Genomic DNA, 21276 nt, shown 5'->3' on the forward strand with positions numbered 1-21276 from the left:
CTCTGCTATCTGTCGTTGTCTGTGATCCAGAGTTCCCTACAACTGTAGCAAAAGCAATGAGTATCCAACGCTTGGTGATATCACCTACACAGTGTCAAGACCAAGGGATTGTTTTAACTGATGCCCAACAGCATTATCTAATTAGAGTGTTGCGGCTGAGAAAGGGCGATCGCTTTATTGCTATGGATGGAGAGGGTGGCTGGTACGTTAGCGAGCTAGAAGGTGATTTGACTCAAGCTAAAATTGTCGCATCTGAGCACATTCAAACTGAATTGCCTAAACAGGTAACCTTGATGGCGGCTATGCCTAAAGGGAGTGGATTTGAGCAAATTTGTCTGATGGCAACGGAGTTGGGAGTGACTCGGATTGTGCCGTTGAAAAGCGATCGCACTTTACTCAATCCTAGCCCTCAAAAGCTCCAGAGGTGGCGACGGATTACCCAAGAAGCAGCAGAGCAATCAGAACGGGAAGTTGTACCGAAAATTCTTGACCCTGTTGACTTTTCCGATAGTCTTCAGTTACCGGAAACCCTAGAAGCCTATCGCTATATTTGTGTAGCTCGGGGAAAGGCTCCCCATCTACTCAATTGCTTATTAGATTTACGATTAGGATTGGATACTGGCCAAACAGACCCTGCTCAACATCCTGGCATTGTCATTGCTACCGGACCTGAGGGTGGTTGGACAACTCAAGAGCTAGAACAAGCCACTGCTGCTGGATTTATCGCTGTTTCTCTAGGAAGTCGTATTCTCCGAGCTATCACTGCTCCTATTGTTAGCTTGTCTATAGTAGCAGCAGTGTCGGAATCATCAGTTAAGGCAAACGGTGAGGATTTTGCTTAAGCAATTAATAACATCCATGGGCAACTTAGGCAATAAACTGGGTTTGTCCATGGTTCAATTCAATTACTATAGCGCTAGTTTAAGTGTGAAATTCAATCTAATCAACCCATACAACCCTTAACTCTTCTAAAAGGGTAGGGCTAGTAAAAAAAATTTGATCACCAAATTTTCGCAAACTATAGCGTTATAGTAAGCTAACTGAAATAAAAATAGCGCTAGATAATTTTTGCTCGAAATAAAAATAGCGCTATTTTAAAAAAAGATTAAATCCAATTACTTTATACACCCCGTAAGCCCTGAATAAGGTTCGCGCTATAGTATAGCTTCCATGAATCCCAAAATTAAATTAGCGCTATAGTATAGCCATCAACACTAATCATCCCATATACTCTTTACAACCCCTAAAAGAGTAGCGCTATTTAAATTTCCGGTATCACTTTATGAATTTTTGTAAAAATTTGGCAAATACAGAAATAATGTGTTATTCTAAGTATAGCGCTAATTAAAGGAGCAAAAAAAATGACCGTAGTCGGAACTACCCAAGCAGCTTTTCTTCTAGGAATTTGTGTCCAACGAGTCCGTCAACTTCTCAAAAATGGCAGAATTAAGGGTGCTCAAAAAGTTGGCAGATTTTGGCAAATTCCCCTATTTAACGGCTTGCCCAAGGTCAGTCCCGGTCGCCGTGGACCAAAGGGAACCTGGAGAAGAGGTTTCCAAAAGGTGGCCACTTACGTTCATGTCAACCAGAACGTCATTAGGCAAAATAAAAAGAACGACACCTACGAGCCTGTCCTAACCGTCAAACAAGGTAATCGCAACACCTACGGTCATTATGTGGAAATCAAAGGACCGTCTCGGTTAGTTTATCAACCTAATTGTCCCAAGGATTGTGGAGCTACAGTGTGGCTGGAAGTTGATCCTTCTGTGGAAATTTTGACCAAACTTTTTGGCTAGTGGGACTTTACTATTTTTGGGTCTGTTTAGGGGAACTAGCAGTGAATCGTTAAATACTTTTAGACTGTGACAAGTAATTTATATTCAAAGAAAACTGTAGTTGTTGCTAAATCGGATAGGGCTGACTACACAACAATTGCGGAGGCGATTAAAAATGCCCAACCTGAAACCATAATTTTAGTAAAGCCAGGGATTTATAGAGAAAGCATTGTTATTGATAAATCTCTAGAAATTTTAGGAGATGGGAAAGTCTCCGATATTGTTATTGAGGCCACTAATCTGAACTGCATTCTGATGCAAACAGACTATGCAATAGTGCGAGGCTTCACTTTGCGAGAATCCACTGTAGGTGTGTGTGTCCCCAAGGGACAGTTAATCCTTGAAGATTGTGATCTGACCGCCTATGACTGTGGTATAGTTATTTGTGGTTCTGAAGCAAATCCCATTATTCGTCGCTGCTGTATTCATGATGGGCAAGGTAACGGTATTCAGATTAAAGATAATGGTCAAGGAGTAATAGAAGACTGCGACATCTATGGCAATACTTATTCAGGAGTGAAGATCGATAAAGGTGGCAATCCCATGATCCGTCGCTGTCGTATTTATGATGGTAAAAGTTGCGGTATTTCGATTAAATACAATGGATTAGGAACTATAGAAGACTGCGACATATATGGCAATACTTATTCAGGAGTGTATATTGACAAAGTTGGCAATCCCACGATTGGTCGCTGTCGTATTTATGATGGAAAAAAAGACGGAATTTGGATTACAGACAATGGATTAGGCACCCTAGAAGACTGCGACATTTATGGTAATACTTATCCAGGAGTGTATATCGGTAAAGCTAGCAATCCCACTATCCGTAACTGTCGTATTTATGATGGTAAAGAAGACGGAATTTGGATTACAGACAATGGATTAGGCACCCTAGAAGACTGCGACATCTATGGCAATACTTATTCAGGAGTGTCTATTGATAAAGGTGGGAATCCTACTATCCGTCGCTGTCGTATTTATGATGGCAAAGAAGACGGAATTGAAATTAAATACAATGGTCAAGGAGTAATAGAAGACTGCGACATTTATAGCAATAATTATCAAGGAATTAAGATTAATAAAAATAGCAATATCACGCTCCGTAACTGTCGTATTTATGATTGTAAATAAAACGGAATTTGGATTACAGACAATGGATTAGGCACCATAGAAGACTGCGATATCTATGGCAATACTTATCAAGGAGCTAAGATCACTAAAGGTAGCAATCCTACCATCCGTAGCTGTCGGATTTATGATGGCAAACAAACCGGGATTTGGATTACAGACAATGGATTAGGCACCATAGAAGACTGCGGCATCTATGGCAATATTGCTTCAGGAGTGCAGATCGATAAAGCTAGCAATCCCACGCTCCGTAACTGTCGTATTTATGATGGTAAACAAAACGGAATTTTGATTATATACAATGGATTAGGAACCCTAGAAGACTGCGACATCTATGGTAATACTTATCGAGGAGTTGATATCGATAAAGCTAGCAATCCCACGCTCCGTCGCTGTCGTATTTATGATGATAAACAAAACGGAATTTGGATTACAGACAATGGATTAGGAACCCTAGAAGACTGCGACATCTATGGTAATACTTATTCAGCAGTGCAGATCGATAAAGGTAGCAATCCTACTCTCCGTCGCTGTCGTATTTATGATGGTAAAAGTTTCGGAATTGGGATTACAGACAATGGATTAGGAACTCTAGAAGACTGCGATATCTATGGTAATACTAGTCTAGGAGTGTCTATTGATAAAGGTAGCAATCCCACGCTCCGTCGCTGTCGTATTTATGATGGTAAAAGTTTCGGAATTGGGATTACAGACAATGGATTAGGAACTCTAGAAGACTGCGACATCTATGCTAATACTAGTCTAGGAGTGCAAATTAATAATAACAGTAATCCTACTCTCCGTCGTTGTCGAATTGAAAACCATCCTTTTCCAGGAATTCAAATTGAAGAAGGATGTAATCCATTGTTTCGTCGCTGTATTCTTAGGAGTAATAGACCATTCTATTTAGGAATTGCTGGTATACTAAGTCTTTCTATTGCCTTACCTGTAGCTATAGCTGGGGGTTTGGTAATTACTCCCACTATAGCTTTAGCCTTAGCTGTGATTGGATTTGTATTTTACAAACTGCGTAAAAATAGGTTTAATAAACAATATATTATCGAAATAATATCTCTCACCCTAGTATTAGGCGCAAATTTAGGATATACTTTTTTGCTAAGTTTTAATATTTATAGCTTTTTAGCCTCATTGATAACGGGTTGGGCCTGGCAAAGTAGGCTTTTTAAGCCACTTTTTAAGCAATCTAAGTTAGTATCCAAGTATCAGCTTAATAGATCTCTTTAATTCAATTATTTTTCGGTGAACTATGCTCTAAATCTTGAGGTATAACCAGTTTTAAAGACTGGGTAATTATCAATAATGATAAGTTAATGACATAAGGTTGGGATAAGTTTTTCACTCCAATTCGTTGACTGTCGGATATTTCAGCAATTTTTGATGATCATGCGTACGCCTTCAGCCTTGTTGATCGCCCTATCATTCACATTGGCCAGCAAAAGCGGTCAATAACTATAACAGTAGTTAAATTTTTCCACTCAATCCTCCGACTGTCGTAAATTCCAGCAATTTGGGCTAATCGCGATCGCGTAGCTTGACTGCATGTCAATCGCACTAGCAACAGCAACAAAGCCGTGAAAATCCTTGGATTATCGAAAATTCCAGCAATTTGGGCTAATAACAATAGCGCTAGCTTAATCAACCCACGATAGTTATCGAAAATTCCAACAATTTGGGCTAATAACAATAGCGCTAGCTTAATCAACAAAGGGTGAAAATCCTTTACTGTCGAAAATTTCAGCAATTTTGGGTAATCACGATACTACTAGCAACAGCAACAAAGCCGTGAAAATCCTTACTGTCGGAAATTTCAGCAATTTTAGAAATAATGCGATCGCGTTAGCTTGAGCAACGCGCGATAGTTATCGAAAATTCTAGCAATTTGGGCTAATAACAATAGCGCTAGCTTAATCAACCCACGATAGTTATCGAAAATTACAACAATTTCGGATGATCACGATAGCGCTAGCAACAGCAACAAAGCCTGAAAATCCTTTACTGTCGGAAATTTCAACAATTTTAGAAATAATGTGATCCCCCCTTGTTGAGCAACAAAGCCGTGAAAATCCTTTACTGTCGGAAATTTCAACAATTTTGGATAATCTCGATACTGCGTTGGTTGAGCAACAAAGGGTGAAAATCCTTTACTGTCTGAATTTCCAGCAATTTTAGAAATCATGCGTTCGCGTAGCGGCTCGTAGCGAGCATCGCGTTAGCAACAGCAACGGGCGATAGTTATGGAAAATTACAACAATTTCGGATGATCACGTTCGCGTAGCGTGACCAAAGGTCAATAGCGCTAGCAACAGCAACAAAGCCTGAAAATCCTTTACTGTCGGGATTTCCAGCAATTCGCGATCGCATAAGCGCGGAAGCTGAGCCCTTTGGCCACGCTTTGCGTTCGCGTAGCGTCGGCTTTGCCGAAACGCTTCCGGAGCGTAGCGTGACTGCATGTCAATGGCGCGTTGGTTGAGCAACGGGCGATAGTTATCGAAAATTCCAGCAATTTGGGCTAATAACGATAGCGCTAGCTTAATCAACGCGCGATAGTTATCGAAAATTACAACAATTTCGGATGATCACGATAGCGCTAGCAACAGCAACAAAGCCTGAAAATCCTTTACTGTCGGGATTTCCAGCAATTTTCGATAATCAGGATACTACTAGCAACAGCAACAAAGGGTGAAAATCGTTCACTGTTGGAAATTTCAACAGTTATCGTAAATTCCAACAATCTAAGAAATTATGCGATCGCACAAGCGATCACATTCTTCGATCTTACTCTTCAGATTCTTTCTCCATAGGCTCAGGTAAATCAAAAATAATAATAAATTTCCCATCAGGCATCAGTCGTTTAAGTGCCTGCAAATGCCCTTCGGCATCGGACCGGTTCCGGTAACGACCAACAACGACCCGTTGCATTTGTGGCAATAGGTGAATGACCGCCCATGGATAGAGGCGTTCAGAGTACGTCATAATTTTAGGTATCTCCTTAACTGGGGGACTAGAGCCAGCCCTAGACCCTGGAAAATCGTTGGCTGGCTCTTAACGTTTTCACGTCTATAATACTACTATAGCATATAAATAATCTTTAATTATAACATATTTGAAAAACTTTTGTAACAAACTTGTCAGGGAGTAGGGAGTAGGGAGTAGGGAGTAGGGAGATAGAGAAGATTCTGATTAACGGTAATTATCTTGATTTACAGCAATTTTCGCCCCCCTAGCCCCCCAATTTTGGGGGGAAATTGAGTTAAAGTCCCCCAGAATTGGGGGACCCACGGGGGCTTGTAGCTAAAGGGAGTGAGGTCGATTCATCTGAAAACAGCTGTAAATTAGCGCTAGATAAATTCGACCAAAGTATAGCGCTAATTTAACCTACTCCCTCAATTATCCCAAATACTCCTTAACACCCCAAAAAATCAGCGCTAGATAAATTCGGCTAAAGTATAGCGCTAATTTAAACTACTCACTTAATTATCCCAAATACCCCTTAACACCCCAAAAAATCAGCGCTAGATAAATTCGGCTAAAGTATAGCGCTAATTTAAACTACTCACTTAATTACCCCAAATACCCCTTAACACTTTAAAAAGTGAGCGCTAGATAAATTCGGCTAAAGTATAGCGCTAATTTAACTTAATACCTTAATAATCCCAAATATCCCTTAAGACTACAAAAAGTCAGCGATTTTAACTGCTCCCTAGGAGCATCTGATTTTACACTTAAGTTAAAGGCGAGAGACCGAATGTCTAACACTTGGTGATCTAACACCTAACGCTATCATGCTTAAGCAAATTGCTGATGCTTTTGAGCACCATGATTATCAAACTGCTGCGCGATTAATTAAACAACTTCTGAAGCAAGAGCCCAATAATCCCTGGACACAGCTTTATCTAGGACGGCTCCAGGAAGTCAGAGGTAAGCTAGAAGCAGCTGAAAGAATCTATCGACAGTTACTGAAAGGAACACCTGTTCCTAAAATTATGGCGCAAGCTCGTCAGGGACTAGCACGCTTAGAAGCTACGGCAAAAGAACAGCGCCGACAAGCCCTAGCCCAAGCAACGGCTGACCCTGAAAGTAATCAATTGGGAGTATTAGTCCTAAAGCCGATCAGCCAACAAGATAAACCAAAAGCAGCTCAAAACTTAGCTCGTATCCTGGGGATAGACCCTTACACCGCAAGGCTACAGCTACCTACGAGAGGCTGGCGTTTATATCGCACTGGACCAGTGGGAGAACTTAAGTATTATGGCTCCTTACTGCGAGAAGCATCAATAAAATGTTTGTGGGCATCTGTAGCAGATATCAAAACAATTAATATCTATCAAGTTAAGTATTTTTCTGACAGTAGTGACCAGGAAACTACTGTAGTTTGTCACAACTCTCAGGGACAGTTGGGGTCTTTTAGCTTTAACTGGTCGGAAGTGACCCAACGAGTAGACGGACGGTTGCCTTTGTTTGAGAAGGTAGTAGACTTAGATGCGCGACGGAATTTAACTCGCAAAACCCAAACCTTAGACTATGCCATGGTTTGTGACTTGCATTTACCAAAGCGCCACAGTATTCTCAGACTATGCGATCGCAATTATCAATTTCAGCAAGGAATTGCTCTAACCCTCAAGCCAGTTTCTCATCAGAACAAGCAATCCCAAGACTCTCGTATACACCAAAGCACTACAAGAGTCAACTGGAACAACTTAGCTGATTACTTAAATGTTCGATTGCTTGAGAAGCCAGTATGGTCTGACTTTAGCACCTTTGCGCAAACTGCTCTAGACTACCAAGATATGCTAGAAAAATTGGAGTCTCATATCGACTTATTTCGCCTGGTCGAGACTCCTTGGGATCCAGCATTTCAGTTGTATAGTGGACTAGTGTTTCTTGAGTAATAACTAATCTATTAACGAGGGGTCTGCATCTGAGCAGCCATGTCGAGGAACTTATTCATGCTAGGACCAGGACGCCGACGAGGCATGATCATTGGTACGTATTTGGTCGCAAAGGTCGTTTCCGGCTGCCCTTTTGCCTTGTTATTGACAAGTGCTGCTGCTGAATTGATTGCCGCTACTGGTGTTGGCTCAGGAGCAGCTGCCTTGTTTTTAGCTTCTGCTTCAGCTTGTTTCTTAGCCTTTGCTTCAGCCTTAGCCTTTGCTAGTTGTTCTTTCTTCGCTTGACGAGCAGATTTAGTATCAGCAGCAACAGCTGTTGGTTCTACGGTCGGAGTTTCAACTGTTGCTTCAGCTGTTGCTACTGGGGTCGGAGTTTCCACTGTTGCCTCAGCTTTAGCCGGTTCTGGCTTCTGTTCTACCGCCGGTTGCTCGGGGGTGCTAGTTTCGCTTTCGTCTAGCTCCAGATAAAAGCCCTTGGATTTATTGCGCTTAAACAAACCTACCATTTACAAATACCTCTCTAAATTAGTTTTAATGGAAGCTATTACCCTCAGTGCGATCGCAGCTGGGGCTACAAGCTTGGCCCAGGACATATATCGGTAATCGGTAATCGGTAATCGGTAATTGTGCTTAATCCTTACTGATCACCTTTACCAACTAACCATTTACTGACAAACCCGACTCTGTCCTGGCTTAAGTGAATAGGCTCACTGCTTATCTTGGGTGACCAATCGTTTGATGAAACTTAACCAAACGTTGCATTTGTTTAATAATTATGAGTGAATACTTCACTTATTGCAACATTTTAAAGAGTTTTGTTCATTAAACTTTACATTAAGCCCTTTCTAAGTATATTTACTTAGATTTTTAGAGCTAAAGACCACCAGGTAATTTAGAAAAGTTTACAGTTATCTCAGATTTTTGAGGAAAGCTATGGAAATTCGACGGATTGCTGAAGTTTTGCGCAATGGTCAACCAGATCAGTCTTTGACCATTCAAGGCTGGGTACGGACAAAACGAGAATTAAAGGACTTTGCCTTTATGGAAGTCAACGATGGCTCCTCCATGGCAAATTTACAGGTAGTGCTCAATCCAGACTTGTCAGATTATGAGACTATCCTGAAACGGCTTAATACTGGCTCATCAGTAGAAGTCACTGGTATACTAGTAGAATCTCTTGGCAAGGGACAGCGCATTGAAGTAAAAGCATCATCGGTGACAGTATATGGGGAAGCAGATGCCAATTATCCCCTACAGAAGAAACGGCACTCCTTTGAATTTTTGCGCACCATTAGCCATTTGCGATCGCGTACCAATACCCTAGGTGCAGTGTTCCGAGTTCGGAATGCCTGTTCCAATGCCATTCATCAGTTTTTCCAAGAACGAGGCTTCTTGTGGGTTCATACCCCAATTATCACCGCTAGTGACTGTGAAGGAGCGGGGGAGTTGTTCAGTGTCACTAACCTAGACTTAAAGAACATTCCCAAAACCGATAATCAAGCAGTCGATTACACTCAAGACTTTTTTGGACGACCCACTTACCTGACCGTCAGTGGTCAATTACAAGCAGAAATTATGTCAATGGCGTTTCGGGATGTGTACACCTTTGGTCCTACATTCCGAGCCGAGAATTCTAATACCTCTCGACATCTAGCAGAATTTTGGATGGTCGAGCCTGAGATGGCATTCTGCGATTTGAAGGGGGATATGGATTTAGCAGAAGCCTTTCTCAAGCATGTATTTAAGTCAGTATTGGAAAACTGTCCAGAAGATCTGGAATTTTTCAACAAGCGGATAGATAACAATGTTCTCGCTACTGCTGATAATATTATCAATAATCAGTTTGAGCGGATTACTTATACAGATGCGATCGCATTACTGGAGAAAACGGATCGTAAGTTTGAGTATGCGGTCAGTTGGGGTGTAGATTTGCAGTCAGAACACGAACGGTATCTAGCCGAAGAGTTGTTTAAAAAGCCCGTCATTGTCACGGATTATCCAGTAGAGATTAAAGCCTTTTATATGCGCTTAAACGACGACGAAAAGACTGTAGCAGCAATGGATGTGCTTGCGCCTAGGATTGGGGAGATTATCGGTGGTGCTCAGCGGGAAGAACGGCTGGATATATTAGAGAAGCGAATTCAGAATCAGGGGATGAATCCAGAAGATTTATGGTGGTATTTGGATTTGCGACGTTATGGTACAGTGCCCCATGCTGGATTTGGTTTAGGATTTGAGCGATTGGTGCAATTTATGACTGGTATGGCAAATATTCGGGATGTAATTCCGTTTCCCAGAACTCCTTTAAGTGCAGAGTTCTAAAAATCAAAACTATGGTTGGTTCTGCCCACAGCCGCCAAAGATGGGTAGTGGTAAAGATGTCGTGGTTTGGCTACGGTCTGGTAAAGGTAACGGAAGCTAAAATCACGAATTGTTTACCACTACCCAAAACTAGATTGACACAGTACTAGCTAAGTGCAGCATGGCTACGGTCATAGGTAGAGCGGAAACTAGGATGGGGTTTGCCTTGGATAGTACCCCAGTAGTCAGAATCTAAGCTATCTAGTCCTACTTCGGAAGCAACGCGACCGAGCATAGATTGCTGACGATTTTTGATCATGTGATGGTGATTCATCATCAGAGCCCTAGCTTTTTCTTGAGTAGACATTTTCCTTTCTCCGATTGCTTATATAAGATTGTTATGGAATTAACTTCCCTTACATTTATAACTATAGCAGTTATTCTGTATCAAAAACTACAAAATTACTTTTAGTTACAAATCTTAATGAACTAGCAACTATCACGACTTTCCTTTAAAATATCCCAGAGCCACTGCTCTACGCGATCGCCCATGGCCTGATTAGAGTATTTAACTTCGAGGAGGCGACGGCATTCACGGCGGTCAATTCTATCCAAATTTCCCAAGGCTTCTACCAAGCCTTCCACAGAATCGAGTTCTACCAAAAAGCCATTTTTACCATCTTCGATAATTTCTGCTGATCCACCACGGTCATAGGAAATGACTGGCACTCCACAAGCGAGGGCTTCCATTGCCACAGTACTAAATGCTTCCACCCAATGAGGCGTCATCAGTAAGGCTCGACACTGGCGCAAGTGTTTTTGGAGTTGATCAGTTGGGAGAAAACCCAGGTATTCTATAGGGGCATTGGGGTAATCGTTGAGAATCTGCTGCCAATAGGGTTGATTTTGTATAAGACCCATAATTTTTAGTGGCTTAGCCGTTATATCTGATGCTGCCACTGCATCTTCTAAGCCTTTTTCTGGAGAAATTCGACCCACCCAGCCGAGCCAGGGTGAGGGAGAGTCACAACAGGAATACACAGACAAATCAATGCCATTGCCCAAACAACGACAGCGATTCTTGAATGAAAATGTTGCCCCTTGAGCCATTGAATGAACCCCAATTGTGCCAGGGAAATTAATGGCAACTTGTTCGATGATCTGATCCATCCCCTCGGTTAATGAACCCATACTCACTAGGTGAGCAATGGGACGAGTGAAAAAGGGGGTTAGGTAAAACGGTAACCAGTCGTAGGCAAAGTTCACAATCAAGTCATAGTCAGTTTGAACTTGCCGCCCATAGTCCCACATATTAGCCAATACCGAGGATGGGGGGATGATAGTAGGAGTCTCTCTTGTTTGAGTTTGAATACTAGTTTGCAGAACACCATCAATTTCTACCAGAGGCATTCCCCAAGCTGTAGATCCTTTAGTTGCCACAATTGTGATCCTGTGACCCCGATTAATCAATTCCGTAGCAATGTTACGTAAAGTCAACTCAACCCCACCACCTAACCCTGAACCCAACGGACCAACTGGGGTGGAAATTAATAGCAATTTCAGGGAATTTAATTGGCTCATTAATTGAAAATTAACCCTGGCAATTTGATAATAAAAACGATAATTATAAACTTGTAATTAATCAAATTTAACTTCAAAATATTTATGATTTTAAACTTAAAGCACGGTAAGTAAAGCTGAGTAAACTTTTATTCTATGCTATTCCATTTTAACGGTTTACACTTCCCTATCATAGCACGGTAAGTAAAGGTTACTAAACTTTTATTACCTGTTATGAATTTCCCTAACTAGTCGCTATTATCTTGGTAATGGTTTGAATTATTTTCTGATGAATTCAGGTAATTTTGTGCTGGGGGAAAACTATCCAGTTTAGTGGAAGGGCGCATTTTATTAAACTGATCGATTGCCCATTTTGCCGTTTCTCGCACTTCGGAATCCGGGTCATCGGTAGCGTGACGCAACATCTGCAAGACTTGGTTTAGTAATTCATAAATTCGCGTTGCATCCCGAATCGCATTTTTCCGGACTTGGGGGTTGTCATCCTGCAAAGAAATGGCTAGGGCTTTGTTAATCGGTTTGAGAGTTTTGGTGCTAATTTGGGATAAGGCTTCCAAAATCAAACCACGCTGCTTAGAATCAGAATCTAGCATTAAGTCCACTAGGGGCTTTACTGCCCTGGAATCCCCCTTTTGGGCTAATTCCCAGATAGCTTGTTGTCGCTTTTTTGGATCTGGGTCTTCTAATTCTCTGATTAATTCCTCAACAATACTAAATTTAGTCAGGCGAGTGGTCTTTTTGACATGTAAGGAATCAGCTAAAGACTGAGGTTGAGGATTGCTAGAATTGGCGACATTATAACTAGCGCTATGGTTATAATCCCTTTGAGTATGGTGGTTTTGGGAGTCAGTTGACACTTGGACTTTGAGGTTATTGACTGTAGTATCTTGTTTAGCTTGGTTTTCTGTGGAGGACGCTAATTGTGAGTCTACGGGTCGTTTTGGTTTAGTCAGCCACTTGAATAGGAAAAAACCGCCACCAGCCATGATGATGGCTGGGATGATCAACCATGATGACGGGCTCTTTTCCTGGGTCGAAGGTTCGGTAGTAGTCGATTCGGCAGTAGTCGATTCGGCTGCCACTAATTGACCTGAGTTTGGAGCTGAACTCGTGCTGGTGGTTGTGGTCTTAGCAGCGTAGGCTTGCTCCAATTCCTTCCTAGTAACAGAATCAACAACACCCAGTTTTCTCAATCCAATAGATTCTTGGAATAAAGCGACTGCTTTCTCTGTACCCTCACCATAAACACCATCTTCAAGCCCATCGTAGAAGCCAAGATGCTTTAGCTTGGCTTGCACAAGAGCCACCTCTTTGCCCCGACTCCCTTTGAGCAGAATTGGTGGGTCAGTTTCTGTGGCAGAAGGAGATTGAGCGATTAGCAACGGGTCAGGGAGGTTGTTGGGTGAAAATGCGTTCGCGTAGTGGTTCCTAAGGAACATCGCTTTTTCTAATTTCACCGCTAGGCTGGGTGCTGGGAACCAGCCTAGGCAGTTCAAACAGGTAGCTACAAGTATGATAGACCAATGGCGAGTCATAAAATTCTACAGGACTCGAATGTGAACGCCAATTCTAGCTTACGCACTTAACACACAACGCTAAATCCCATGTGCTTTACTCGTTCGAGCAACATAATTTTGGCTCGATTAATCTCAATTGTATCAAATCGGCTTCACTGCTGGGTTTATGGTAGCTTAGCACTACCTTCTTCAGACGATCTCAGTTGTTGTTTCCACTGCCAGTTTTCCCCTTTGGCTAGCCGCTGTTGTTTGCGAGCCTTGCTTTGATCGCAGTTGCTATTTGTTCGCGCTGATTGACTAGATAAATGCTAAGCAATGTCACGCACACACCAGTCCACTGTAGAGCACTGAGTACCTCAGACAACACTAAATTCCCAAATAGCAGGGCAAATACTGGTGTCAGAAAGGTTAAGCTACACAGACTAGTGAGATTCCCCTTGGAGGCAAAGTAGAAGAATATACCGTATGCGATCGCACTCCCGAAAACAGTGGAGTAAGCTAATGCGATCCAGCCAACTCCATCAATATTCACCCATTGCTGGGATTCTATGACACTAGAGAGGGCAAATAACGGTAATCCTCCTAGGATCATGTGCCAACCAACCGCAGCAACTGGGTCAGCATAGCGGCTGATAATGGGAACCATTACTGTTCCTACTGCCATGGAAAGGGATGCTAACAGCATCAGCCACTCTCCATGATCAAACAGCTGTTCCCAGCTTAATTCTATAGCTTGAGCGTTGCCAGTAAAAAGGCTGAGAATCCATTGATCGGGCAAGCCAATCAAGCTGATTCCTACTATACCAAATCCTAGTCCTAACCAACCCCACAGTCCAATAAGTTCACCAAAGAGCAATGCTGATAGCAGGGCGACCACTAGGGGTTGACTATCAATCATGACCGAACCCAAACCCGCACCAGTGCTAACCAATCCCTGGGCTAGGAAACCCTGAAACATTGCCCCATCCACTAAGGCAAATAAGCTAATCCACAGCCAGGCTAGCCAACCTTTCGGCTGGGGGCGACCCATCACAGTTGCTGCTCCTAATACTAAAACTCCTGCTGGTACTAACCGCACCCCAGCCATAAACATAGGGGTTGTGTTGGGGATCACCCCTTTCATTGCTACCATAGCTGTACCCCATAGAAAAAAGGGGGAAATCAGCAGTAGTGAACCTAGTAGTGACCTTGGTGACAGTATTGTGTTGGCTTTTAGTTGCATAATCCTGATTTATGGTGAAGAACAAAAATAACCGACACTCAAGCAGCTGTCAGAAATTTGATTTAGATATTGACTTTAGATATTGACTGGGCTCAAAATCAGGGGGGCTCAGGAGTACAGGAGTGAGTTGTGGAATTTTCGAGCTTACTCAACAACATACAATTTAAATGGGCGACAGCTTAAACCAGCTTTTCATATTTGTTTATTTGTTTATTTATTTATTTTGAGCACCTTAGTAGCTAACCGTTTTATAAAATGATGCAAACTAGAAATACAAGCTCCAGTAATCAGTTAAATCTACACTAGATACTCACAATCACCTATGCCTTGGCCGTTTAAACGCAAATCTCTCAAACAAATTGCTCGAATTGAAATCACGGGGGCGATCGCTGGTGGTACCCGTAAACGGGTCCTCGAAGCCCTAAAAACTGTTGAAGAAAAGAAATTTCCGGTCTTACTATTACGGATTGACAGTCCTGGTGGTACAGTCGGGGATTCTCAGGAAATCTATAGCGCCTTGGTGAAGTTGCGAGAAAAGGTGAAGATTGTAGCTAGCTTTGGCAATATCTCCGCATCCGGGGGTGTTTACATTGGCATGGGAGCGGAACATATAGTAGCGAACCCTGGTACAATCACTGGAAGTATTGGTGTGATTCTGCGGGGAAACAATATAGAGCGCTTGTTGGATAAAATCGGTGTTTCCTTTAAAGTCATTAAGTCAGGTCCGTACAAAGATATCTTGGCGTTTGACCGGGAACTGACTGAGCCTGAAAAAACTATTCTTCAAGAGTTGATCGATACCAGTTATCAACAGTTTGTACAAACTGTTGCCCAGAGTCGCAAGCTAGATGTAGATGTGGTAAAAAGTTTTGCTGATGGTAGGATTTTTACTGGTGAGCAAGCACATAACTTGGGGGTGGTTGATCGCCTGGGAACTGAAGAAGATGCCCGTTGCTGGGCAGCGGAATTGGTGGGTCTTGACCCAGAGAAAACCAAGTCTTTCACCATCGAAGAACCCAAACCATTGTTGAGTCGCTTGCTACCGGGTAACCTTATTCGCAATAGATCTCAGATATCTGTTGGTATAGATTGGTTAGAGTTTGAACTATCAACTAGCGGTCAGCCCCTATGGTTGTACCGACCATAAGATAACATGGAGATTTGAGATTTAACAAGAGTCTAAAATCTCAAATCTCCCAGGGAAATTTGGAGGATATTACCTTGCACTGGAGAGTTAGAGCAATTCGAGGGGCAACAACTGCCTCAGAAAATACAGTAGCAGCGATTCGAGAAGCAGTGATGGAACTGCTAGATGAACTCGAAGCTCATAATCAAATCGACCATCAAGAAATTATTAGTGCCATTTTCACCACGACCCGTGATTTGGATGCTAAATTTCCAGCTGCGATCGCACGAGAACGTCCGAATTGGGATCATGTTCCTTTACTTGATGTGCAACAGATGCATGTCGAGGGCAGCCTAGAGCGTTGTATCCGGTGTTTAATCCACATCAACACTCCTGTTTCTCAACTTGAAATTTCTCATCCCTATTTACGTCAGGCCAAAAATTTAAGGCCTGATTGGACCTTAGCTCAAGTCAGCCGTTAGTTGTCAGGTTATTTATACTAACAATGGGGCTTAACCCTACCAATTAGCCAGCGGTCAGTTCAAGTTGTTATTAGTCATTAGTCAAAATAAAATTGTTAATGGTCAATGGTCAATGGTTAATTAACAATTAATTAAAAATTAACAATTAACAATTAAAATGAAGACAATTTTATTGAGTCAAATGTATCAATGGTCAACCATCAATGGTCAACCATTAACAAAAAAAATTTCAGCTTGATTCGGTTTGTCTATTAGATGATTTGCGGTGGAAACGAATTCCTAAAAAGATGTCGTATACAAAGTTCCAAAAACTCTTTCGAGCCAGAAGTCCTAGAGATTGATCACAACCTTTTTCATCTAAAAGGGGTTTAACAGCACGGTAGGCGGGCTGATACTTGTACCAGGGTATGGTCGGCCACAGGTGATGAATTAGATGATAATTTTGTCCCATAATTAGCAGGTTTATGATGGGACTGGGGTAAACTCTAGCATTTTTCCAGCGATCACGTTCTTTGAATGGACGATGGGGCAAATAATCAAAGAACAATCCTAGCGCTATACCTACAACTAATGCTGGCACAAACCAATAGTTCATGATGTAGTCTAAAAAGCCATATTGACAACCAAGATATATGATGATGGCGATGAATAGACGGCTAAAAAACCACTCCCAGAGCTCATACTTACGCCACAAACGGCGCTTGAAAAAAAATATTTCGTGATAAAAAAAGCGAACTGCAATTAACCACAGCGGACCACCAGTGGAAACAAAATGATCGGGATCATTTTCGGGATCGTTAACATTGGCATGATGCTGCATATGAACCCGCGTGAACACTGGGAAGGTAAAACCTAACATCAGGGCGCTACCATGACCCATTAGGGCATTGACGTAACGGTTTTTGTGGGCAACATGGTGAGAGGCATCGTGAATGACTGTTCCTACCATGTGTAAGGCAAGGACATTAATGCTAAAGCAGCAAGCGTTAGGCAAATCCCAAAGCCAGTAACCACTGGTGGAACAGACCACCAAGATGATCGCCGCCACAAACATGAGTAACGTTAAGTTAAACTTATCCGGGGCACCCAGGAACTCCTTGGGCACTGTCAGCGGCTTGATGGCCTCCGACATACTTGTTTTTTCTCCTTTCTACTGTCTTTTGGTAGTATAAGGTACAATGGCTCAATTATAAAGATTTGTTAAGATTAGAGCTTCTAATCAGAAACTAGAGTCAATTTCAGGAAAATCACTCTCGTCACGAGGGGAGTCACCCCCTCAGACCGTAAGGAGAGGGGAGCCTTGTCTTGATGCAGCCCCTCCTCACTCGCGCTTTGCATTAATAAAGGTCGTTGGTTAAAAGAAGTAGCTCGGTTACTCAAAATAATCCGGTCAATCCTATGGGTGGTTTTCAGAGCTACCTTCAAAGCCAGACAGACTTCCTTTCGACTCGCCACACAGATAAACGTCCTGTGAAGCTCCCTCGTTGAGTTCCGCTTCAATCAGGTTAACCACTACCCCTGCCAACTTCTGAGAGTTGCTTAAATCATCCGTTGGGATCGCCAAACAACGGACATCAAAAGCAGTTTCTCAATGTTGAGTCTGTACTGCCAACAGCTCACCCTTTCGAACCATCCCTGGTAAATAAACAAATAGTAAATAATCACCGATTAGACTGTCCCGGAGTCAAGAAACACTGACAACTCTTAACTTTTGGCATTGTTGACTTTGAATATGAAGTAGAAGTAAGAAGGGAAGCAGGTCAAAGTTGCAGAACATATGAACTATTTACTATCAGAGTAAGCTAAAACACATGAGGGGGCTATAGCTTTAGTACAAATTCTCTGCATAAGTGACATGCTCCCAGTAGTAAATGGGAAGTAGGAAATGGCAACTAGGAAATAGGAACTAGGAAATTGGTAGTTTAAATTAGTAAGCTATCAGCTATCAGCTATCAGCTATCAGCTATCAGCTATCAGCTATCAGCGAACAGCGATTAGCGCTACAGATGGTGCTACTTGAGGTGCTTTTGAATAAAATAAGCTGACGGCACCTCAAGTAGCGTGAGCTTTTAGCTCACGGCTGACGGCTGAATGCTTACATAAATTATGGTTATGGATCAAGTTTTTATTCAACCATAAGTGAGCCACAAACAAGCAGATTTTATCCTTTATCCTTCATACTTGATACTTGATACTTTATCCTTGATACCCTGTAGTAACCTAGCAATTTAATCCCGGCAGGTCTTAGTAATGGGGCAGACAATCTGTTTCCCTTGATAGTGTTACAGCTGTTTCTGTGTAATCCAAGAGGAATGTCCAACTAATACTACCACACGGCGATGAATAACCATCGGATGCCAACCCATTTGTTCAAATAGGGGTTCAGATGGGTCAAACAAACGTAACCATCCCAGCGGTATCACTGAGTGTACGATTTATTCTTGGGAAGCGATCGCGCTTTAGGCGCGGCGCTGCCTGTTTAACTGATGTCCACAAAGCTAAGTGGGCAAAGCCTTTATAAAACTTGCCTATTGCCAAAGGCTGAGTCAAATTCACCATTGGTTGGGCTCGGACTAGAAACACCCCAACCCAATGATTATGTTCGAGAAACTGAACTTGCCTGTTGTAAAAACGCCTACAGTGTATTTTCTGGTTTTTCTAGAGGGAAACAACCCATCTGCTGGACAACCCACCCGCATCACTGGTACTTGTCCCATGTAATGATCACAAGCAATGGGGATTGGTTGCCCTAAGGCTACCATCAACAACGGGACATCTAGAAAGCCACGATGGTTGCTCACTACTACAACGGCAGATTTATGAGGAATGCGATCCTCATCGATATTGGAACATTTGTCTTCCCATTGCAGCAAGCAGCGCATCATAAACCTGTAGAGGAAGATGGTCAGACACCAGTTTCAGTCATCAATTTCTAATCTAAATTAACATTTCTTAACATTATTTTCAAATTCTATCTATTGACAGATGCCTTAAAGTAGAGATAATCAGGTGCAACACAACTAATGGTGATAGACTGCCAGTGACTACAAGTGTGTAGCTTGACACATTAGGCATTAAGCCAGTAGTAGAAAAAGCCTGTTAAATCTAAACTAGACTACTAACTTATGTTAATAATTAATTTTCCTTATAATCAAGTGACAGAAGGTGGCCTTGATTCCATTCCTTCAAGGGAGTGGGATAACTTATCGGCTGCTTATCATTACTCCTTACTCATAAGTAACAGACTAAGGAGTAATGACTCGAAACCCCACAACTAAAATAGGTGGAATGAGTTACAAGATAATAAACAATTTTGAGTAACGTCAACTAAAAAGTAGCGACAGATACTTTTTAGAAAAGGTTAAAACTTAAGTAAATCTGATTAGATAAATACTACATATAGTAACAACTAAAATTAATACTAGTAGCCATACACTAGGTTATAAATCACTTAAATAAGTTAAATCAGTTGGCTGGAGGGCGTTTTTAACACTCATATGATTCATACGAATACTACTAAAAATACATTTGCCATTACAACACCCCTTTACTATGTGAACGACTTACCCCATATCGGCAGTGCCTATACCACCATGGCATCTGATGCAGTAGCTCGTTTTCAACGGTTACAGGGCAAAGACGTACTGTTAATTACTGGTACAGATGAACATGGACAAAAAATTCAGCGGACTGCTGAAAATCAAGGGGTAGATCCTCAAGTACATTGCGACAAGATAGCTGCTGGATTTGATGTCCTCTGGCAAAAGCTCAATATCCAGTATGACCGTTTCAGCCGCACTACTGCTAACCGCCACCAAGCCATTGTCAAAGAATTTTTCATGCGGGTTTGGGATAAAAGTGACATTTATCTGAGTCAACAACAAGGGTGGTACTGTGTCTCCTGTGAGGAATTTAAAGAGCAACGGGAACTTCTACCTGGAAACCGCTGCTCGATTCACCCCAATCAAGAAGCGGAGTGGCGGGATGAGCAAAACTACTTTTTCCGGCTCTCTAAATACCAAAAACAGCTAGAAGAACTTTACCAACAGCGACCGGATTTTATCCAACCGGAAAGTCGCCGTAATGAAGTGTTGAGTTTTGTCAGTCAGGGACTACAGGATTTTTCGATTTCGCGATTGAATGTCGATTGGGGCTTCCCAGTACCGGTTGATCCCAGCCACACCATCTATGTCTGGTTTGATGCCTTACTAGGCTACGTGACTGCCCTATTGGATCCCGATAGTGAACCAACTCTTGATAATGCCTTACAAAAATGGTGGCCGATCAATTTACATCTTATCGGTAAGGACATCCTGCGCTTTCATGCTGTATACTGGCCTGCCATGTTAATGTCAGCCTCTCTACCTGTTACAGGTCAAGTATTTGGTCATGGCTTTCTGACCAAAGATGGTCAAAAAATGGGAAAAAGTCTAGGCAATACCCTAGACCCAGTGGAGTTGGTAGATAAATACGGTGCTGATGCAATTCGCTATTATTTTCTAAAAGAGATTGAATTTGGGCGAGACGGGGATTTTAGTGAAACCCGTTTTATCGATATCGTCAATGCCGATTTAGCCAATGACCTAGGTAATTTGCTCAATCGCACCTTGGGAATGGCTAAAAAGTATTGTCAAGGTATTGTTCCAGCTTTAACTGGCTCAGATATTTCACAGGTCAATCCTCTGCTCGAAATTGGCTTAGATCTCGGTTCAAAAGTCGCTAGGGCTTATGAATCCCTAGCGTTTAGCCAAGCTTGCCAAAAAATATTTACTCTGATTCGAGCCAGTAACAAATTTCTAGATCAGCAAGCTCCCTGGAGCTTGTATAAACAAGGAAAACAGCAAGAGGTTGAACAAGTGTTATATACAGTTTTAGAGTCAGTGCGCTTAGCTGCCTATCTCTTATCACCGATTATTCCCAGTATTAGTACGGAGATTTACAAACAACTAGGTTTTGCCATCGACTTTAGCCAAAAAGAACACATCTTTTTGGCTGCGCCCTATGTATCCCATGCATCTTGGGGGGTTTTACCTCAAAACCAGAAGCTAGGAAAACCCAAACCGGTATTTGCACGACTGGAACTCACCTAATTTGGTTCCGTCTTATTAACCAAAAACTTAATCGGCATCTTACCTTAATGCTGATTAAGTAAAAAGTTTTTTAAATTTTTTTTTTAA

General features: G+C 42.1%; 22 protein-coding genes. 9 read left to right on the forward strand and 13 right to left on the reverse strand.

Going from position 1 to position 21276, the window contains the following annotated elements:
* The first annotated feature begins 56 nt into the window (after positions 1-56).
* From F6K57_RS08360 to F6K57_RS08375, 4 genes are all read left to right on the forward strand, one after another.
* The gene (locus F6K57_RS08360) at positions 57-842 is read left to right on the forward strand and encodes a 16S rRNA (uracil(1498)-N(3))-methyltransferase (RefSeq protein WP_293020322.1); all 786 of its coding nucleotides are present in this window, start codon (positions 57-59) and stop codon (positions 840-842) included.
* 519 nt (positions 843-1361) lie between these two features.
* Positions 1362-1796, forward strand: a complete 435-nt coding sequence (locus tag F6K57_RS08365; RefSeq protein WP_293020323.1) for a helix-turn-helix domain-containing protein — start codon at positions 1362-1364, stop codon at positions 1794-1796.
* Between the two features lie 66 nt (positions 1797-1862).
* Positions 1863-2966, forward strand: a complete 1104-nt coding sequence (locus tag F6K57_RS08370) for a pectinesterase family protein (protein WP_293066466.1) — start codon at positions 1863-1865, stop codon at positions 2964-2966.
* A 12-nt stretch (positions 2967-2978) separates the two neighbouring features.
* Positions 2979-4208 carry a right-handed parallel beta-helix repeat-containing protein gene (locus tag F6K57_RS08375; protein WP_293066525.1) on the forward strand — a complete coding sequence of 410 codons (1230 nt, stop codon included), beginning with the start codon at positions 2979-2981 and terminating at the stop codon, positions 4206-4208.
* 196 nt (positions 4209-4404) lie between these two features.
* On the opposite strand, the gene F6K57_RS08380 is transcribed toward F6K57_RS08375, so the two are convergent.
* From F6K57_RS08380 to F6K57_RS08395, 4 genes are all read right to left on the reverse strand, one after another.
* Positions 4405-4686 carry a hypothetical protein gene (locus F6K57_RS08380; RefSeq protein ID WP_293066469.1) on the reverse strand — a complete coding sequence of 94 codons (282 nt, stop codon included), beginning with the start codon at positions 4684-4686 and terminating at the stop codon, positions 4405-4407.
* Positions 4687-4935: 249 nt separating this feature from the next.
* A complete protein-coding gene (locus F6K57_RS08385) occupies positions 4936-5160 on the reverse strand; it encodes a hypothetical protein (protein ID WP_293020328.1) in 225 nt (74 codons plus the stop codon).
* Positions 5161-5245: 85 nt separating this feature from the next.
* Positions 5246-5521, reverse strand: a complete 276-nt coding sequence (locus F6K57_RS08390) for a hypothetical protein (protein WP_293066472.1) — start codon at positions 5519-5521, stop codon at positions 5246-5248.
* 238 nt (positions 5522-5759) lie between these two features.
* Positions 5760-5957 (reverse strand): hypothetical protein, encoded by a 198-nt coding sequence (locus F6K57_RS08395; protein WP_293066475.1) that lies wholly within the window; start codon positions 5955-5957, stop codon positions 5760-5762.
* An 809-nt stretch (positions 5958-6766) separates the two neighbouring features.
* Between F6K57_RS08395 and F6K57_RS08400 the strand changes: the two genes are divergently transcribed.
* Positions 6767-7873, forward strand: a complete 1107-nt coding sequence (locus F6K57_RS08400) for a tetratricopeptide repeat protein (protein ID WP_293066478.1) — start codon at positions 6767-6769, stop codon at positions 7871-7873.
* An 11-nt stretch (positions 7874-7884) separates the two neighbouring features.
* Here the strand turns inward: F6K57_RS08400 and F6K57_RS08405 are convergent, their stop codons facing one another.
* Positions 7885-8379 (reverse strand): hypothetical protein, encoded by a 495-nt coding sequence (locus F6K57_RS08405; protein WP_293020334.1) that lies wholly within the window; start codon positions 8377-8379, stop codon positions 7885-7887.
* A gap of 427 nt (positions 8380-8806) precedes the next feature.
* On the opposite strand from F6K57_RS08405, the gene asnS reads away from it, so the two are divergent.
* On the forward strand, positions 8807-10195 hold the full coding sequence (gene asnS / locus F6K57_RS08410) for an asparagine--tRNA ligase (protein WP_293066481.1): 1389 nt from the start codon (positions 8807-8809) through the stop codon (positions 10193-10195).
* A gap of 145 nt (positions 10196-10340) precedes the next feature.
* Here the strand turns inward: asnS and F6K57_RS08415 are convergent, their stop codons facing one another.
* The 4 genes from F6K57_RS08415 to F6K57_RS08430 form a co-directional block, all read right to left on the reverse strand.
* Positions 10341-10541, reverse strand: a complete 201-nt coding sequence (locus F6K57_RS08415; protein WP_070390908.1) for a hypothetical protein — start codon at positions 10539-10541, stop codon at positions 10341-10343.
* Between the two features lie 122 nt (positions 10542-10663).
* Complete coding sequence (locus F6K57_RS08420; protein WP_293066484.1) at positions 10664-11755, reverse strand: glycosyltransferase family 4 protein; 1092 nt, start codon at positions 11753-11755, stop codon at positions 10664-10666.
* A gap of 227 nt (positions 11756-11982) precedes the next feature.
* Positions 11983-13209, reverse strand: a complete 1227-nt coding sequence (locus F6K57_RS08425; protein WP_293066486.1) for a HEAT repeat domain-containing protein — start codon at positions 13207-13209, stop codon at positions 11983-11985.
* Positions 13210-13504: 295 nt separating this feature from the next.
* A complete protein-coding gene (locus F6K57_RS08430; RefSeq protein WP_293066488.1) occupies positions 13505-14491 on the reverse strand; it encodes a DMT family transporter in 987 nt (328 codons plus the stop codon).
* Positions 14492-14813: 322 nt separating this feature from the next.
* Between F6K57_RS08430 and sppA the strand changes: the two genes are divergently transcribed.
* The gene (gene sppA, locus F6K57_RS08435; RefSeq protein WP_293020347.1) at positions 14814-15638 is read left to right on the forward strand and encodes a signal peptide peptidase SppA; all 825 of its coding nucleotides are present in this window, start codon (positions 14814-14816) and stop codon (positions 15636-15638) included.
* A gap of 74 nt (positions 15639-15712) precedes the next feature.
* Entirely contained in the window at positions 15713-16099 is a 387-nt protein-coding gene (gene aroH / locus F6K57_RS08440; protein ID WP_293066528.1) for a chorismate mutase, read from the forward strand.
* Between the two features lie 229 nt (positions 16100-16328).
* Here the strand turns inward: aroH and crtR are convergent, their stop codons facing one another.
* From crtR to F6K57_RS08460, 4 genes are all read right to left on the reverse strand, one after another.
* Positions 16329-17231 carry a beta-carotene hydroxylase gene (gene crtR, locus F6K57_RS08445; protein ID WP_293066491.1) on the reverse strand — a complete coding sequence of 301 codons (903 nt, stop codon included), beginning with the start codon at positions 17229-17231 and terminating at the stop codon, positions 16329-16331.
* A gap of 264 nt (positions 17232-17495) precedes the next feature.
* Entirely contained in the window at positions 17496-17663 is a 168-nt protein-coding gene (locus F6K57_RS08450) for a hypothetical protein (protein WP_293043680.1), read from the reverse strand.
* A 718-nt stretch (positions 17664-18381) separates the two neighbouring features.
* Positions 18382-18522 (reverse strand): hypothetical protein, encoded by a 141-nt coding sequence (locus F6K57_RS08455; protein ID WP_293020351.1) that lies wholly within the window; start codon positions 18520-18522, stop codon positions 18382-18384.
* A 150-nt stretch (positions 18523-18672) separates the two neighbouring features.
* Positions 18673-18984 carry a 1-acyl-sn-glycerol-3-phosphate acyltransferase gene (locus F6K57_RS08460; RefSeq protein ID WP_293020352.1) on the reverse strand — a complete coding sequence of 104 codons (312 nt, stop codon included), beginning with the start codon at positions 18982-18984 and terminating at the stop codon, positions 18673-18675.
* 588 nt (positions 18985-19572) lie between these two features.
* On the opposite strand from F6K57_RS08460, the gene metG reads away from it, so the two are divergent.
* Positions 19573-21189, forward strand: coding sequence for a methionine--tRNA ligase (gene metG / locus F6K57_RS08465; protein WP_293043688.1), 1617 nt, complete (start codon positions 19573-19575; stop codon positions 21187-21189).
* Positions 21190-21276: the final 87 nt, after the last annotated feature.

It is taken from the genome of Moorena sp. SIO4A5 (genome assembly GCF_010672005.1).
Taxonomy (GTDB): domain Bacteria; phylum Cyanobacteriota; class Cyanobacteriia; order Cyanobacteriales; family Coleofasciculaceae; genus Moorena.

Bases quoted from the DNA above. Each gene is read 5' to 3' on its own strand.
- F6K57_RS08430 (WP_293066488.1), bottom strand. From the start codon at position 14,491: ATGCAACTAAAAGCCAACACAATACTGTCACCAAGGTCACTACTAGGT.
- crtR (WP_293066491.1), bottom strand. From the start codon at position 17,231: ATGTCGGAGGCCATCAAGCCGCTGACAGTGCCCAAGGAGTTCCTGGGT.
- F6K57_RS08365 (WP_293020323.1), top strand. From the start codon at position 1,362: ATGACCGTAGTCGGAACTACCCAAGCAGCTTTTCTTCTAGGAATTTGT.
- sppA (WP_293020347.1), top strand. From the start codon at position 14,814: ATGCCTTGGCCGTTTAAACGCAAATCTCTCAAACAAATTGCTCGAATT.
- F6K57_RS08400 (WP_293066478.1), top strand. From the start codon at position 6,767: ATGCTTAAGCAAATTGCTGATGCTTTTGAGCACCATGATTATCAAACT.
- F6K57_RS08360 (WP_293020322.1), top strand. From the start codon at position 57: ATGAGTATCCAACGCTTGGTGATATCACCTACACAGTGTCAAGACCAA.
- F6K57_RS08405 (WP_293020334.1), bottom strand. From the start codon at position 8,379: ATGGTAGGTTTGTTTAAGCGCAATAAATCCAAGGGCTTTTATCTGGAG.
- asnS (WP_293066481.1), top strand. From the start codon at position 8,807: ATGGAAATTCGACGGATTGCTGAAGTTTTGCGCAATGGTCAACCAGAT.
- F6K57_RS08460 (WP_293020352.1), bottom strand. From the start codon at position 18,984: ATGATGCGCTGCTTGCTGCAATGGGAAGACAAATGTTCCAATATCGAT.
- F6K57_RS08395 (WP_293066475.1), bottom strand. From the start codon at position 5,957: ATGACGTACTCTGAACGCCTCTATCCATGGGCGGTCATTCACCTATTG.
- F6K57_RS08420 (WP_293066484.1), bottom strand. From the start codon at position 11,755: ATGAGCCAATTAAATTCCCTGAAATTGCTATTAATTTCCACCCCAGTT.
- F6K57_RS08415 (WP_070390908.1), bottom strand. From the start codon at position 10,541: ATGTCTACTCAAGAAAAAGCTAGGGCTCTGATGATGAATCACCATCAC.
- F6K57_RS08385 (WP_293020328.1), bottom strand. From the start codon at position 5,160: ATGATTTCTAAAATTGCTGGAAATTCAGACAGTAAAGGATTTTCACCC.